Raw genomic sequence first — 13,584 nt, forward strand, 5'->3', positions numbered from 1 at the left:
TTTCGGGTGCCGTGTCGCTCAGTGTCGTTCGGGCTTCGCGCTGCGCGACATCAGCTCCTTGAGGGCGACCACCGGCGGCTTGCCCTCGTGCACGATGTCCACCACCGTCTCGGTGATGGGCATGTCGATCCCGTGCCTGCGGGCCAGATCCAGCACGGACTCGCAGGACTTGACGCCCTCGGCGGTCTGCTTGGTGACCGCGATGGTCTCCTCAAGCGTCATGCCCTTGCCGAGGTTGGTGCCGAAGGTGTGGTTGCGCGAGAGCGGCGAGGAGCAGGTGGCGACCAGGTCCCCGAGTCCGGCGAGACCGGAGAAGGTGAGCGGGTCGGCGCCGAGCGCCATGCCGAGCCGGGTGGTCTCCGCGAGACCGCGCGTGATGAGCGAGCCCTTGGCGTTGTCGCCGAGCCCCATGCCGTCGGCGATGCCGACCGCGAGCCCGATCACGTTCTTGACCGCGCCGCCGAGTTCGCAGCCCGCCACGTCGGTGTTGGTGTACGGCCGGAAGTACGGCGTGTGGCAGGCCGCCTGGAGGCGCCGGGCCACGGACTCGTCGGTGCAGGCGACCACGGCGGCGGCCGGCATCCGCGCGGCCACCTCACGGGCGAGGTTGGGTCCGGTGACCACCGCGACGCGCTCGGCCGGGATCTTGGCGACGTCCTCGACGACCTCGCTCATCCGCATGGCGGAGCCGAGTTCGATCCCCTTCATCAGGGAGACGACGACCGTGTGCGGGGCGAGCAGCGGAGCCCACTCGGCGAGGTTGGCGCGCAGCGTCTGGGAGGGGATCGTCAGGACGGTGAAGTCCGCGTCCCGCAGCGCCTCGGCGGCGTCCGAGGTGGCGCGCAGGTTGTCCGGGAGTTCGACACCGGGGAGGTAGTCGGGGTTGGTGCGCGTGGAGTTGACCACCTCGGCCACCTCCGGGCGGCGCGCCCACAGGGTCACCTCGCAGCCCGCGTCGGCGAGCACCATCGCGAAGGCGGTGCCCCACGATCCGGTGCCCATGACGGCGGCGCGGACGGGTGCGCTCACTTGCCGCTCCCCCCTTCGGTGGCGGCGGTCTCGGCGGGAGCGGGCTCCTTGACGGCGGGCTCCTGCACGGCCGGGCCCTCGACGCCGGACTGGGCGCGGGTCCTGCGGCGCTGCTCGATCCGCTCGCGGCGCGGGTCGTAGGGGATGGCGGGCGCCTTCTCGCCGCGGATCTCCTCGAGCTGGCGGGTGATGGCGGCCATGATGACCTCGGTCGCCTCCTTGAGCACCTCGGCGGTCATCTCGCGGTCGTAGAACCGGGAGAGGTCGACGGGCGGCCCGGCGAGGACGTGGTGGGTCTTGCGCGGGAAGAGATGGGGCTTCTTCGCGTAGGGCGGCAGGAGTTCGTTGACGCCCCACTGCGCGACGGGGATGACCGGGCACTTGGTCTGGAGGGCCACGCGGGCCGCTCCGGTCTTGGCGGTCATGGGCCAGCCGTCGGGGTCGCGGGTGAGGGTGCCCTCGGGGTAGAAGGCGACGCACTCGCCGCGCTCCACGGCGTCGATCGCGGCGCGGAACGCGCTCAGCGCGTCGGTGCTCTCGCGGTAAACCGGGATCTGTCCGGTGCCGCGCATCGCGGCGCCCACGAATCCCTTCTTGAAAAGGCCGCTCTTCGCGAGGAATCGCGGAACCCGGCCGGTGTTGTACTGATAGTGCGCGTACGCGAAGGGGTCGACGTGTGAATTGTGGTTCACCGCGGTGATAAATCCGCCCTCGGCCGGAATGTGCTCCATTCCGCGCCAGTCGCGCTTGATCAGAACCGCCAGCGGCGGTTTGCAGATCACCGCGGCGAAGCGGTACCAGAAGCCGATTCTGCGGCGGGACACGCGGACACCTTCCTCCAGGGCCTCTGAGGGCCGTCATCTCGGCCGGTGGTCGCACAAGTTTCACTTGAGGCCGCCGGTCTGTCGAGAACACCGTACGCCCGCACGTCAGTACGCACCGCCCCCGGACGGGGCTTCACAGCATTCCCCCAAAACCGGCCGGACGGAAGACGCCCGGGTCCGCGGGTGACAATGATCGCGACGAGAGAGGGACGGTACGCCGGTGCAGTGGACCTTGGTGATCCCCCTGAAACCCTTGGCACAGGCCAAGAGCAGGCTCGCGGCAGCCGTCCCGGACGGGGTGCGGGCGGGGCTGGTTCTGGCGTTCGCGCAGGACACGGTGGCGGCGGTACTGGGGTGTACGGGAGTGACGGGTGTGGCGGTCGTCACGGACGACGCGGTGGCCGGGCGGGCACTGGCGGCGCTGGGCGCCCGGATCGTCCCGGACGTGCCGGGCGGGGGTCTGAACGCCGCCCTGGCGCACGGCGCCGCCGAAGTGCGCGCCCTGCGACCCGGTGCCGCCGTCGCCGCCCTCAACGCCGATCTGCCCGCGCTGCGTCCTGCGGAGCTGTCCCGGGTCCTCGATGCGGCTGCCGCTTTTCCGCGGGCGTTCCTCGCGGACGCGGCCGGGATCGGCACCACGCTGCTCACGGCGACCCCGGGGCATCCGCTGGAACCCGGCTTCGGCGGCGCCTCCCGGGACCGGCACCGCGCCTCGGGGGCGGCGGAACTGCTGCTCGCGGACGTGGACTCGGTACGGCAGGACGTGGACACGGGCGCGGATCTGCGGGCGGCGCTGGCGCTCGGGGTGGGTCCGTACACGGCAGCGTCGGCGGCGCTGCGACCCTCGGCGGTGCCCGCGCCCGGCCAGTAGGCTGCCGTCATGCAGGCGACCGCTTACACCTACGACCCCGAAACCCGCAGCGGACAGGTGCTGCTGGACGACGGCACCCCGCTGCCCTTCGACGCGGCGGCGTTCGACGCGGGCGGGCTACGGCTGCTCCGGCCGGGTCAGCGGGTACGGATCGAGACCGAGGGCGCCGGTGGGGCGGAGGGCGCCGAAGGAGCGGGCGGGGAGCGCCGGATCACGCTGGTGACCCTCCAGACGTTCTGAACCGTCCCCCAGCACACCGCTTCCGGTGGACGCACCTTCCTATGGACACACCTTCCTGTGAACACACCGCGGGCCGGACTCCCGGTGGGAGTCCGGCCCGGCGTGTTGAGCGCCCTCGGGTGTTCCGGCCGACCGTCGGGGACCTGACGCCTAGCGGGCGGTGGCCTTCTTGGCGGCGGTCTTGCGCGCCGTCGACTTCTTGGCGGGCGCCTTCTTCGCGGTGACCTTCTTCGCCGGAGCCTTCTTGGCGGTGGTCTTCTTCGCGGCGGCGGTCTTGGCGGTCGCCGCCGACTTCTTGGCGGGCGCCTTCTTCGCCGTGGTCTTCTTCGCGGCGGCCGTCGTCTTGGCCGGGGCCGCCTTCTTGGCGGTGGCCTTCTTCGCGGCGGCGGCCTTGGTGGTCTTCTTGGCCGCGGCCTTCTTCACCGTCGCGGAAGCGCCGCCGGTGAGGCTGCCCTTGGGCGCCTTCTTCACCGAGACCTCGCCACCGCGCGGCAGCTTCTTCGAACCGCTCACCAGATCCTTGAAACCCTGGCCGGCGCGGAAGCGCGGCACCGAGGTCTTCTTCACCCGGACCCGCTCGCCGGTCTGCGGGTTACGGGCGTAGCGGGCGGGGCGGTCCACCTTCTCGAAGGACCCGAAGCCGGTGACCGAGACCCGGTCGCCCGCGACGACGGCGCGGACGACGGCGTCCAGGACCGCGTCGACAGCATCGGCGGCCTGCTGGCGGCCCCCCATCTTGTCGGCAATCGCTTCTACGAGCTGCGCCTTGTTCACGTCTTCCCCTTCGGAGACATCGCCAGAACGAAAGTGTTCAAGCTTTTTCGCACGTTAGGCAGATATATACCGCAAATCAAACACGAAACGGGCTTCTCACCCTTGTGCCGCAACGGAATCGGCGTTTCTTCCGGAGAAGTTCAGTTGTCCTCTTCGGGCACTCGGCCCGCGTCGAGGTCTTCGGTGAACCGCTCCAGCCGCCTTGCCGCACCGGCGAGATCGTGTTTGGCCATGGCCGTGATGACCAGCAGCTTCCGGGTCAGCGCCATCCGTACGCCCTCCGGGACTTGCAGTGCGCGCACTGTTGTGTGCGCTTGTTTGAGTTGGTCCGCGACTGCCGCATAGAGCTGGAGTTGGCCGTCGTGTTCCATGCACAGATTGTGCCATCTGGGGCGAGTTGTCGCCTGCGCAGGGGGCAACTGCCGCCTCCGCGTGCCGCGCGAGAGCCCTTCGAGGAGCCCTTCCGGAGGGCCGTCCTGACCTGCAACTAAGCGTGCGGGAAAGGGAGTTGGGGAAGGAGAGGGACCGGTCCGAAGTCGTCAGGACCCGGACATGGCTGTACCCCCAATCGTGGTGATCGGGGGTACAGAGGGGACGTTGGGGTGGCCGAAACCCGTCTTGCGGACGGCTCCGGATCAGACCCGCAGCGTCCGGGGCTTGAAGGCGGGACGCTCCGCCTCGTAGGCCGCGATGTCGTCCTCGTCGCGCAGGGTGAGGGAGATGTCGTCGAGGCCGTTCAGCAGCCGCCAGCGGGAGTTCTCGTCCAGCTCGAACGAGGCGGTGACGCCCTCGGCGCGCACCTCGCGGGCTTCGAGGTCGACGGTGATCTCCGCCTCGGGGTCGCTCTCGGTCAGCTCCCACAGCGCGCCCACGACCTTCTGGTCGAGCACCACCGTGAGCAGCCCGTTCTTCAGCGAGTTGCCGCGGAAGATGTCGGCGAAGCGGGCGGAGATCACGGTCTTGAAGCCGTAGTTCTGCAGCGCCCAGACCGCGTGCTCGCGGGAGGAACCGGTGCCGAAGTCGGGACCGGCGACCAGGACCGTGGCACCCTGGCGCTCGGGGCGGTTGAGGACGAAGGAGGGGTCCTTGCGCCACGCCTCGAAGAGTCCGTCCTCGAAGCCGTCCCGGGTCACCTTCTTGAGCCAGTGCGCGGGGATGATCTGGTCGGTGTCGACGTTGCTCCGGCGCAGCGGTACGGCCCGGCCGGTGTGGGTGGTGAAGGCTTCCATGGTGATCGGGCTCCGGTTCTTCAGACTCCGGCGCCGGCGGGCGCGGTGGCGGCGGACAGGTCGGCGGGCGAGGCCAGATGGCCGAGGACGGCGGTGGCGGCGGCGACCTGCGGGGAGACCAGGTGCGTACGGCCGCCCTTGCCCTGCCGGCCCTCGAAGTTGCGGTTGGAGGTGGAGGCGGAACGCTCCCCCGGCGCGAGCTGGTCGGGGTTCATGCCGAGACACATCGAGCAGCCCGCGTACCGCCATTCGGCACCGGCCTCCTTGAAGACCACGTCCAGCCCCTCGGAGACGGCCTGGAGACCGACCCGCGCGGAGCCGGGGACGACCAGCATCCGTACGCCGTCGGCGACTTTGCGGCCGTCCAGGATCTCGGCGACCGAGCGCAGGTCCTCGATGCGGCCGTTGGTGCAGGAGCCTACGAAGACGGTGTCCACGGCGATGTCGCGCAGCGGCTGCCCGGCGGTCAACCCCATGTATTCCAGAGCCTTTTCGGCGGCGTACCGCTCCGAAGCGTCTTCGTACGAAGCCGGGTCGGGGACGGACGCCGAAAGCGGCGCGCCCTGGCCGGGGTTGGTGCCCCAGGTGACGAACGGGGAGAGCGCGGAGGCGTCGATGACGACCTCGGCGTCGAAGACCGCGTCGTCGTCGGTGCGCAGGGTCTTCCAGTACTCCACCGCCGCGTCCCAGTCGGCGCCCTCGGGGGCGTGCGGGCGCCCCTTCAGGTAGGCGAACGTGGTCTCGTCGGGGGCGATCATGCCCGCGCGGGCGCCCGCTTCGATGGACATGTTGCAGATGGTCATCCGCGCCTCCATCGAGAGCTTCTCGATGGCCGGTCCCCGGTACTCCAGGACGTAGCCCTGGCCGCCGCCGGTGCCGATGCGGGCGATGATCGCGAGGATCAGGTCCTTGGCGGTGACGCCGCCCGGCAGTTCGCCCTCGACGGTGATGGCCATGGTCTTCGGGCGGGCCATCGGCAGCGTCTGGGTGGCCAGCACGTGCTCGACCTGGGAGGTGCCGATGCCGAACGCCAGCGCGCCGAACGCGCCGTGCGTGGAGGTGTGGGAGTCGCCGCAGACGACGGTGGTGCCGGGCTGGGTCAGTCCGAGCTGCGGTCCCACGACGTGGACGACGCCCTGCTCGACGTCGCCGAGCGGGTGCAGCCGGACGCCGAACTCCGCGCAGTTGCGGCGCAGCGTCTCGAGCTGGGCGCGGGAGACCGGGTCGGCGATGGGCTTGTCGATGTCCAGCGTCGGGGTGTTGTGATCCTCGGTGGCGATGGTGAGGTCGAGCCTGCGCACCCGGCGGCCGTCCTTGCGCAGCCCGTCGAACGCCTGCGGGCTGGTCACCTCGTGCAGCAGGTGCAGATCGATGTAGAGGAGGTCGGGCTCGCCCTCGGCGCGCCGGACGACATGGTCGTCCCAGACCTTCTCCGCGAGTGTCCTACCCATCGCTTTCCCTCCGGTCGGCCACGGTCCCGCCGACACATCTAGAGAACCTGAGGAAGCGACGCCCGCGCCGTGATCTCGGTGCATACGGGCGTCCGGCACCCGGCCCGCCGTGCGCGGACCGCCGTGTGCTTCAAGGGTGGCGCGTTCCGGAGAAAATTGAACTTGCGTTTCACAGAGTGAGACGGGAGTATCGTTTCATGGACAACAGTAGCGGCGTCGGCGTTCTGGACAAGGCGGCCCTTGTCCTGAGCGCCCTGGAGTCCGGTCCGGCCACCCTCGCGGGTCTGGTCGGGGCCACCGGACTGGCACGGCCCACGGCTCACCGGCTGGCCGTGGCTCTGGAACACCACCGGCTGGTGGCGCGGGACATGCAGGGCCGGTTCATCCTCGGTCCGCGCCTTTCGGAACTGGCCGCGGCGGCCGGTGAGGACCGTCTGCTGGCGACGGCGGGCCCGGTGCTCACGCATCTGCGGGATGTGACGGGCGAGAGCGCGCAGCTCTACCGGCGCCAGGGGGACATGCGCATCTGTGTGGCGGCGGCCGAGCGGCTGTCCGGACTGCGGGACACCGTGCCGGTGGGCTCGACGCTCACGATGAAGGCCGGTTCCTCGGCGCAGATCCTGATGGCGTGGGAGGAGCCGGAGCGGCTGCACCGGGGGCTCCAGGGCGCCCGCTTCACGGCGACGGCCCTGTCGGGCGTACGGCGGCGCGGGTGGGCCCAGTCCATCGGCGAGCGGGAGCCGGGCGTCGCCTCGGTCTCGGCGCCGGTGCGGGGTCCCTCCAACCGTGTGGTGGCCGCCGTCTCGGTCTCCGGACCGATCGAGCGCCTGACCCGTCACCCCGGCCGGATGCACGCGCAGGCGGTCATCGACGCGGCCGCCCGCCTCTCGGAGGCGCTGCGGCGCTCGGGCTGACCGCTTCCCTCCGCCTTCTCCACCGGGTCCGGTGCGGGGAGGGTCCGCCTCAACGCCGCGGCAGACCCTCCCCGCACCGGACATCGCTCACGGCGCCGACGACTTCCGCTTCAGACCGAGCCGCTCGGCAGCGCGCTCGCCCCGCCGCCCCACCGGCACGACACCCGTGGCCGCGCCCAGCCCGAAGGCGGGCATGTTCACGTACACGGACTCGTAGGACCCGGCCGGTACGACGTAGGTCTCGTGCCAGATGCCGACCTTGCCCCTCCCCTGCCGCAGCCGCCGGTTGAACTCGCCCCACGCGGGCCGGTGCTCCTTGTCCGGCGCCGACGCGTAGGCGAGCAGCTTCTCCTTGGACTCCCAGTACTGCACGACGTACGCCACCCGCGGAAAGCCCAGCAGTGCCTGGAATCCGAGCAGTCCGTTCTCCTTCTCGCGCGCCAGCTCTTTGATCATCTTCGGCATCGCGCGGGCCACGGGCACCCAACTCCGCAACGCGGCGAAGCTGTTGATCCGCATCCCGATGAGGAAGACGACGATCTCGTCCTCCGCCGCGGCGGTCACACGCCCCTCGACCGTCTCGCTCATGACGTCCCCCACTCCCTGTCGGTCTCTCGCCTGTCCTTCGCCCGTTCTCCCTGCCGTGCACCTGCTTTGGATAGCTGAACTATCCATGCTTGGATAGTGGCACTCTCCAATGGAGGGCGCAAGAGGAAGCGCGAAGGCGGGGCGGATATGCGACTGGCGGAGCTGAGCGAGCGCAGCGGGGTCTCCACGGCCACGATCAAGTACTACCTGCGCGAGGGGCTGCTCCCGGCCGGACGCCGGGTCACGGCGACCCAGGCCGAGTACGACGAGGGGCATCTGCGCCGGTTGCGTCTGGTGCGGGCGCTCATCCAGGTGGGCGGCGTCACGGTGTCCTCGGCCCGTGAGGTGCTCGCCGCGCTCCAGGACGAGGACCTCGACCACAACGAGCGTCTGGGCACCGCCGTCCGGGCGCTCCCCCACGGTCCCGCACCCGCCCCGGACGACCCGGTGGCGGCCGAGTCCGCGCGGCGCGCCGGTGAACTGGTGCGCCGGCTCGGCTGGGGTCATGACGACGACGTCGCCCAGGGACCCGCCTACGGGATGCTGGTCGGCGCGATCGCGGCGCTCACCCGGCTCGGATACCCGTGCGCCGTCGAGGACTTGGAGCCGTACGGGCGGGCGATGGGCGCACTCGCCGGTTCCGATCTGGACCTGCTGGAGCGCTACGGCGGCTCGGCGGACGAGCAGGTGGAGGCGGCGGTGGCGCTCACCGTGCTGTACGAGCCGGTGCTGCTGAGCCTGCGGCGGCTGGCCGAGGCGGAGGAGTCGCGGCGCCGGTTCACGGGGAAGTGACGGCGCCCGAGGGGTCAGCGCACACGCCGAAGGCCCTCCACCGAAGTGGAGGGCCTTCGAACTGCGTACCCCCGACCGGATTCGAACCGGCGCTACCGCCTTGAGAGGGCGGCGTGCTAGGCCGCTACACAACGGGGGCGTGGACACTGCGTTTCCGCAGGTCCGAGCTGGTCTACCTGGACTCGAACCAAGACTAACTGAACCAGAATCAGTCGTGCTGCCAATTACACCATAGACCAATGATGGTTTAGACCAGTCGTACCCCCGACCGGATTCGAACCGGCGCTACCGCCTTGAGAGGGCGGCGTGCTAGGCCGCTACACAACGGGGGCCCTAGCGATTCCGAGTGATCGGAACCAGTACCCCCGACCGGATTCGAACCGGCGCTACTGCCTTGAGAGGGCAGCGTGCTAGGCCGCTACACAACGGGGGCTTGCGGATGTGATCCGCGGGTGCAGATGAGCTCTGCGAGCTGGCCTACCTGGACTCGAACCAAGACTAACTGAACCAGAATCAGTCGTGCTGCCAATTACACCATAGGCCACTGGAACGCAAGCCCCGAGTGGGGATCTTGTTCTAGTTTGTGCGCTTGGGGCCCGGCCTTTCGGCCTGTTCCCCTCGGCGCAGGAAGAACATTACCCGAAGGTGGACGGGGCTCCAAAACGGGTATCCCCAGGGGCCTGCGCGGCTCAGGCGCCGGTCGGGTCGGGGGCGACGAAGAAGTCCGTGAGGAAGCAGGTGATCTCGCCCGCGGCGTCGCGGCCGATCCAGGTCGGGTAGGCGCCGTCGCCCCAGCCGGAGGAGAAGGCGATCAGGTCGTGCCCGGCGTCGGGGGACGTCACCCGGTGCGGTCCCGGAGCCCACTCGCTGTCCTCGAAGGCGTCCCAGAGCGGACCCTCGTCGCCCTCGCAGTCTGGGAAGGCGCCGTCGGCGGACGCGTCGTAGAAGCAGCCGGTGCCCGCGTCGACGCCGTAGCCGTAGAACTCGTCCTCGCCCAGCTCGGCGGGGTCCTGGTCGGGGAGCAGGGCGAGTTCCCAGGTGGCGGTCGGTTCGTCGCGTATGACGAGGCGGGCGGCGGCCACCCGGTGGTGCGGGGTGTCCGAGGGCTCCTCGCCGGGGTGGGTGAGGGTCGCCACGGCGGTCTCGACGCGGTAGCGGCCCGGCGCGACCGCGGCCGTGAACGGCTCGATGCCGCCGGTGCCCAGATAGACGAACGGGTCGCAGGCGATCACGCGCCCGGTGGGCAGCGACAGCTCCCCGCCGTCCACGACGTGGATCACGCCGGTCGGGCCCACGTCCTCGCAGGCGAAGGAGCTTCCGGGGGTGAACAGCCAGGTGTAGTCGCGGGCGGACATCGGCATGACAGCGCCTTTCCACGGGGTCGTTTCCCGCAGCGTAGGGCCCGGCACCGACAGCGAGGGGCGGCGCCCGGTGACCGGGTGCCGCCCCTCGTGGGTGTGGCGTGCGTTACGCGGCGAGGCGCTCCAGCGCCGCGTCGATGCGGGCCAGCGTGGTGTCCTTGCCGAGGACCTCCAGGGACTCGAACAGCGGCAGACCCACGGTGCGTCCGGTGACGGCCACGCGGACCGGGGCCTGGGCCTTGCCGAGCTTGAGGCCGTGGGCCTCACCGGCGGCCAGGACGGCCTCCTTCAGCGACTCCGCCGAGGTCCAGTCCGCGGACTGGAGCTTCTCGCGGGCGGTGCGCAGCAACGCGTCGGAGCCCTCCTTCATCGCCTTGGTCCACGACGCCTCGTCGAAGACCGGCTCGGGCAGGAAGAGGAAGTCGACGTTGTCGGTGATCTCGGAGAGCACCTTCAGGCGCGTCTGCGCGTGCGGGGCGATCGCCTGCCACTTGGCCTCGTCGAAGTCCTCCGGCGCCCAGGGGGCGAACGGCGCCTTCAGCCACGGCGCGCAGCGCTCGGTGAAGTCCTTCACGTCGAGCAGCCGGATGTGGTCGGCGTTGATCGCCTCGCACTTCTTCAGGTCGAAGCGCGCCGGGTTGGGGTTCACGTCCGAGATCTCGAAGGCCGCGACCATCTCCTCGATCGAGAAGATGTCCTGGTCCGCCGAGAACGACCAGCCCAGCAGGGAAAGGTAGTTGAGCAGACCCTCGGGCAGGAAGCCGCGCTCGCGGTAGAGGTTGAGCGACGACTCCGGGTCGCGCTTGGAGAGCTTCTTGTTGCCCTCGCCCATCACGTACGGCAGGTGGCCGAAGGCGGGGATCCGCTGGGCGATCCCCAGCTCCATCAGCGCCTTGTACAGGGCGATCTGGCGCGGGGTGGAGGAGAGCAGGTCCTCGCCGCGCAGGACGTGGGTGATGTCCATCAGCGCGTCGTCGACCGGGTTCACCAGGGTGTACAGCGGGGCGCCGTTGGCGCGCACGATGCCGTAGTCCGGGACGTTCTCCGGGAGATAGGTGATCTCGCCGCGCACCAGGTCGTCGAAGGTGATCGACTCGTCCGGCATCCGGAAGCGGACGATCGGCTCGCGGCCCTGCGCCCGGTACTCCTCGACCTGCTCGGCGCTCAGCTCGCGGCAGTGGCCGTCGTAGCCGGAGGGCTTGCCGGCGGCGCGGGCGGCCTCGCGGCGGGTGTCCAGCTCGTCCTGGGAGCAGTAGCAGCGGTAGGCGTAGCCGCCGTCCAGGAGCTTGCTCGCGACGTCCTGGTAGATGTCCATCCGCTGCGACTGGCGGTACGGCGCGTGCGGGCCGCCGACCTCGGGGCCCTCGTCCCAGTCGAAGCCGAGCCAGCGCATCGCGTCGAGGAGCTGGTTGTAGGACTCCTCGGAGTCGCGGGCCGCGTCGGTGTCCTCGATGCGGAAGACCAGGGTGCCCTCGTGGTGCCGGGCGAACGCCCAGTTGAACAGGGCGGTGCGCACCAGGCCGACGTGGGGGTTGCCGGTGGGCGAGGGACAGAAACGGACGCGTACGGGGGCAGGTGCGCTAGCCACGCTTGACAACCTTGTTGGTGAGAGTGCCGATGCCTTCGATGGTGACGGCGACCTCGTCGCCGACGTTCAGGGGTCCGACGCCCGCGGGGGTGCCGGTGAGGACGACGTCGCCGGGGAGCAGGGTCATCGCCTCGGAGATGTTGACGATCAGGTCCTCGATGGGACGGATCATCTCGCTGGTGCGGCCGAGCTGGCGCTGTTCGCCGTTCACCGTGAGCTGCACGGTGAGGTCGTTCGCGCGGGCGAGATCGAGGTCCGTCTCGATCCACGGACCGAGCGGGCAGGCGGTGTCGAAGCCCTTGGCGCGGGCCCACTGCTTCTCGCGGCGCTGCACGTCGCGGGCGGTGAGGTCGTTGGCGCACGTGTAGCCGAGGATGACGTCCTTGACCCGCTCGCGGGGCACCTCGCGGCACATGCGGCCGATGACGACGGCCAGCTCCGCCTCGTACTGGAGGTCCTCGGTGAAGGAGGGGTACTGGATGTCGTCGCCCGGACCGATCACCGAGGTGGACGGCTTGAGGAAGGCGAAGGGGACGTCGGGCACCTCGTGGCCCAGTTCCTTCGCGTGCTCGGCGTAGTTGCGGCCGAAGGCCACGACCTTGTTGGGGAGCACCGGCGGGAGCAGCCTGACCTTGCTCAGCGGGACCTTGGTCCCGGACAGCTCGTGGTCGGCGAACGGGATGCCCTTGATGATGTCGAGGACCAGCTCGTCCTGCTTGTCGCCCTCGACCGCGCCGAAGGCTACGTTCCCGTCGATGGAGAACCTGGCGATGCGCACGGGATTCCTGCGCCTCTCATTGAGAACCGGCGTACTGTCGTCCCAGGTTAACCGCTCCGGCGGCGCGGTGTTCGCCGTAGCCCGCGGCGGTGGAGTTTATCGGCGCCGAATACCGGGCCGGGCTGAATTGCGAATTCGCCGGACCGGGACGGCTGCGCGCCTCGTGGGGCGCCCCGGGCCCGCGCTCCGGGCGGCTCGGCTCGGCGGGTGCCTGACCCGGCATCCGGGGTGCGGGGAAATTCCGTGGCTTTTCCGGTCGGCGGCGGGGAAAATGCCGCGCGGGACGGCGGTTGCGGGATTAGCGGTTATCGGGCCGGGTCCGCTGTCCGGGGACGGGTCCGGAAATGACTGAGCGCGGCCGGGAAGAACACGGCGGTGCGTGGTCTTCCCGGCCGCGCTCAGTGCGCGTCCGCGGTGCCGGTCAGGCGCCGACGGAGGCGGGCAGCTCCATCAGGATGGTGCGCCGGGGGTTGGCGGTGCTGGCGGGCAGCTCCTCGGTGTGCGCCTGCGGCTCGGGCGCCCACAGCTCGGTGGCGTCCTCCAGGTGTGCCAGCGTCGTACGGCGCGGGTTGGCGGTCTTCTGGAACATCTGAGTCGTCTTCACCGTTGTCTTCCTGTGGCCTCGGGTGGTGGGGGGCGGTCGGTGGGCAGAGCCGCTCATCCTGTAAAGCGTCAGGCTAAACATGCGATTCGCCGCCACCGACGCCAAGCACGCCTCAATCGCATGTGAGTTTGCTCACTCGCTCGCGAACAAAACGGTCAATCCCGACCGTCAATTCGGCATGCCGAAACGGACATTGACGACCTGAAGCCACCATTCCGCTCCTGATCATGGCGACTGGGACACCCGTCGACCCTCGGTGGTTCGCCGGGATGTGCCCGCTTTGCGGGAGATCGACTTGCACGCTTCGTGTCCCGCGCGCCACTCCCTGTCACCTAGGTCACAGCTCGGGGTACGTGCCTTGTTGGAGATCCGGCACTGTGCTGGAATGCCACGGACCGCCGCAGGATCGAGCCGGCGCGGGGGGCGCGAAACTGCGCCGCGCGGCGGTGAGAGCCAAGGGGGAAATCCAGCGCCGGTCACTTCAAGACCAACACGGGGGGCGCATTCAGGGCGCTCTCCGAGACGCCGACACCGTGTCCCG

The 13,584-nt window shown here is 70.1% G+C and carries 15 protein-coding genes and 5 tRNA genes; 4 read left to right on the plus strand and 16 right to left on the minus strand.

Annotated features, from left to right (window positions below):
• Positions 1-18 precede the first annotated feature (18 nt).
• A complete protein-coding gene (locus tag IF655_RS15455; protein ID WP_199585361.1) occupies positions 19-1,029 on the minus strand; it encodes an NAD(P)H-dependent glycerol-3-phosphate dehydrogenase in 1,011 nt (336 codons plus the stop codon).
• Positions 1,026-1,853 carry a 1-acyl-sn-glycerol-3-phosphate acyltransferase gene (locus IF655_RS15460; protein WP_199585363.1) on the minus strand — a complete coding sequence of 276 codons (828 nt, stop codon included), beginning with the start codon at positions 1,851-1,853 and terminating at the stop codon, positions 1,026-1,028. The genes IF655_RS15455 and IF655_RS15460 overlap by 4 nt, the downstream gene beginning before the upstream one ends.
• A 220-nt stretch (positions 1,854-2,073) precedes the next feature.
• Here IF655_RS15460 and cofC point away from each other — a divergent pair, with 220 nt between their 5' ends.
• Positions 2,074-2,724, plus strand: a complete 651-nt coding sequence (gene cofC, locus IF655_RS15465) for a 2-phospho-L-lactate guanylyltransferase (protein WP_199585365.1) — start codon at positions 2,074-2,076, stop codon at positions 2,722-2,724.
• Between the two features lie 9 nt (positions 2,725-2,733).
• The gene (locus IF655_RS15470; RefSeq protein ID WP_199585367.1) at positions 2,734-2,964 is read left to right on the plus strand and encodes a hypothetical protein; all 231 of its coding nucleotides are present in this window, start codon (positions 2,734-2,736) and stop codon (positions 2,962-2,964) included.
• Between the two features lie 150 nt (positions 2,965-3,114).
• Here the strand turns inward: IF655_RS15470 and IF655_RS15475 are convergent, their stop codons facing one another.
• The 4 genes from IF655_RS15475 to leuC form a co-directional block, all read right to left on the minus strand.
• Positions 3,115-3,738, minus strand: coding sequence for an HU family DNA-binding protein (locus IF655_RS15475; RefSeq protein WP_199585369.1), 624 nt, complete (start codon positions 3,736-3,738; stop codon positions 3,115-3,117).
• A 140-nt stretch (positions 3,739-3,878) separates the two neighbouring features.
• Positions 3,879-4,109, minus strand: a complete 231-nt coding sequence (locus tag IF655_RS15480; RefSeq protein ID WP_199585371.1) for a hypothetical protein — start codon at positions 4,107-4,109, stop codon at positions 3,879-3,881.
• A gap of 264 nt (positions 4,110-4,373) precedes the next feature.
• Positions 4,374-4,967 (minus strand): 3-isopropylmalate dehydratase small subunit, encoded by a 594-nt coding sequence (gene leuD, locus IF655_RS15485; RefSeq protein WP_199585372.1) that lies wholly within the window; start codon positions 4,965-4,967, stop codon positions 4,374-4,376.
• 20 nt (positions 4,968-4,987) lie between these two features.
• Entirely contained in the window at positions 4,988-6,418 is a 1,431-nt protein-coding gene (gene leuC / locus IF655_RS15490) for a 3-isopropylmalate dehydratase large subunit (RefSeq protein ID WP_199585373.1), read from the minus strand.
• 197 nt (positions 6,419-6,615) lie between these two features.
• Here leuC and ndgR point away from each other — a divergent pair, with 197 nt between their 5' ends.
• Positions 6,616-7,332: an IclR family transcriptional regulator NdgR gene (ndgR, locus tag IF655_RS15495; protein WP_018544714.1), complete on the plus strand. Its 717-nt coding sequence runs from the start codon at positions 6,616-6,618 to the stop codon at positions 7,330-7,332.
• Positions 7,333-7,419: 87 nt separating this feature from the next.
• Here ndgR and IF655_RS15500 read toward each other — a convergent pair whose 3' ends face one another.
• Positions 7,420-7,920, minus strand: a complete 501-nt coding sequence (locus tag IF655_RS15500) for a DUF4188 domain-containing protein (RefSeq protein ID WP_199585374.1) — start codon at positions 7,918-7,920, stop codon at positions 7,420-7,422.
• Positions 7,921-8,067: 147 nt separating this feature from the next.
• On the opposite strand from IF655_RS15500, the gene IF655_RS15505 reads away from it, so the two are divergent.
• On the plus strand, positions 8,068-8,712 hold the full coding sequence (locus IF655_RS15505) for a MerR family transcriptional regulator (protein ID WP_199585375.1): 645 nt from the start codon (positions 8,068-8,070) through the stop codon (positions 8,710-8,712).
• Between the two features lie 66 nt (positions 8,713-8,778).
• Here IF655_RS15505 and IF655_RS15510 read toward each other — a convergent pair.
• From IF655_RS15510 to IF655_RS15550, 9 genes are all read right to left on the minus strand, one after another.
• A tRNA-Glu gene (locus tag IF655_RS15510) sits at positions 8,779-8,851 on the minus strand.
• Between the two features lie 28 nt (positions 8,852-8,879).
• Positions 8,880-8,951, minus strand: a tRNA-Gln gene (locus IF655_RS15515).
• Between the two features lie 20 nt (positions 8,952-8,971).
• Positions 8,972-9,044: transfer RNA gene (locus IF655_RS15520), tRNA-Glu, on the minus strand.
• A 28-nt stretch (positions 9,045-9,072) separates the two neighbouring features.
• A tRNA-Glu gene (locus tag IF655_RS15525) sits at positions 9,073-9,145 on the minus strand.
• 39 nt (positions 9,146-9,184) lie between these two features.
• Positions 9,185-9,256, minus strand: a tRNA-Gln gene (locus IF655_RS15530).
• Between the two features lie 145 nt (positions 9,257-9,401).
• The gene (locus tag IF655_RS15535; protein ID WP_199585376.1) at positions 9,402-10,073 is read right to left on the minus strand and encodes a DUF4241 domain-containing protein; all 672 of its coding nucleotides are present in this window, start codon (positions 10,071-10,073) and stop codon (positions 9,402-9,404) included.
• Positions 10,074-10,179: 106 nt separating this feature from the next.
• Positions 10,180-11,661, minus strand: a complete 1,482-nt coding sequence (gene gltX / locus IF655_RS15540; RefSeq protein ID WP_199585377.1) for a glutamate--tRNA ligase — start codon at positions 11,659-11,661, stop codon at positions 10,180-10,182.
• Positions 11,654-12,439, minus strand: a complete 786-nt coding sequence (locus IF655_RS15545) for a fumarylacetoacetate hydrolase family protein (RefSeq protein ID WP_199585378.1) — start codon at positions 12,437-12,439, stop codon at positions 11,654-11,656. The genes gltX and IF655_RS15545 overlap by 8 nt, the downstream gene beginning before the upstream one ends.
• 421 nt (positions 12,440-12,860) lie before the next feature.
• Entirely contained in the window at positions 12,861-13,043 is a 183-nt protein-coding gene (locus IF655_RS15550; protein ID WP_199585379.1) for a hypothetical protein, read from the minus strand.
• Positions 13,044-13,584 lie beyond the last annotated feature (541 nt).

It is taken from the genome of Streptomyces sp. DSM 110735 (genome assembly GCF_016482685.1).
In the GTDB taxonomy this organism is placed as follows: Bacteria; Actinomycetota; Actinomycetes; order Streptomycetales; family Streptomycetaceae; genus Streptomyces.

What these genes read in the sequence shown, in the direction of transcription:
- IF655_RS15470 (WP_199585367.1), top strand. Translation starts at nt 2,734, where the DNA reads ATGCAGGCGACCGCTTACACCTACGACCCCGAAACCCGCAGCGGACAG.
- IF655_RS15480 (WP_199585371.1), bottom strand. Translation starts at nt 4,109, where the DNA reads ATGGAACACGACGGCCAACTCCAGCTCTATGCGGCAGTCGCGGACCAA.
- leuD (WP_199585372.1), bottom strand. Translation starts at nt 4,967, where the DNA reads ATGGAAGCCTTCACCACCCACACCGGCCGGGCCGTACCGCTGCGCCGG.
- leuC (WP_199585373.1), bottom strand. Translation starts at nt 6,418, where the DNA reads ATGGGTAGGACACTCGCGGAGAAGGTCTGGGACGACCATGTCGTCCGG.
- ndgR (WP_018544714.1), top strand. Translation starts at nt 6,616, where the DNA reads ATGGACAACAGTAGCGGCGTCGGCGTTCTGGACAAGGCGGCCCTTGTC.
- IF655_RS15500 (WP_199585374.1), bottom strand. Translation starts at nt 7,920, where the DNA reads ATGAGCGAGACGGTCGAGGGGCGTGTGACCGCCGCGGCGGAGGACGAG.
- IF655_RS15505 (WP_199585375.1), top strand. Translation starts at nt 8,068, where the DNA reads ATGCGACTGGCGGAGCTGAGCGAGCGCAGCGGGGTCTCCACGGCCACG.
- IF655_RS15535 (WP_199585376.1), bottom strand. Translation starts at nt 10,073, where the DNA reads ATGCCGATGTCCGCCCGCGACTACACCTGGCTGTTCACCCCCGGAAGC.